Here is a 268-nt window from a genome sequence, read left to right as displayed (position 1 = left end):
GCACGATCTCGTCCCACACGCCGATGGTGCGCACCGTGTATTCGAACGGCTCCATCGGACCGGACACGTAGCCGAGGGTGACGTTGACCGCGTTCATGCCGGAATCGCGGGCGTCGCGGATCGCCCGGTCGTTGACCGCCGGATGCGCCAGGTCGACGCCGTCGCCGCTCTCGGTCGGCGGCGCGGCCGGGTCCTCCAGGCCGCCCAGGGCGTTGATGATCAAGGGCCGTTCGCCGCTCGTCGTCGCCGTCTTCGCGGCCTTGGCCGA

At 70.9% G+C, this 268-nt stretch carries 1 protein-coding gene; it reads right to left on the bottom strand.

Annotated elements, in window-relative coordinates:
• A partial coding sequence (locus tag DC522_RS34020; RefSeq protein WP_205769952.1) for a hypothetical protein occupies positions 1-268 on the bottom strand: 268 nt, incomplete at both ends.

This window comes from Microvirga sp. KLBC 81 (assembly GCF_003075415.1).
Lineage (GTDB): Bacteria > Pseudomonadota > Alphaproteobacteria > Rhizobiales > Beijerinckiaceae > Microvirga.
Note: the sequence above shows the minus strand (reverse complement) of the source record. Positions and strands in the feature narration are given on the sequence as shown.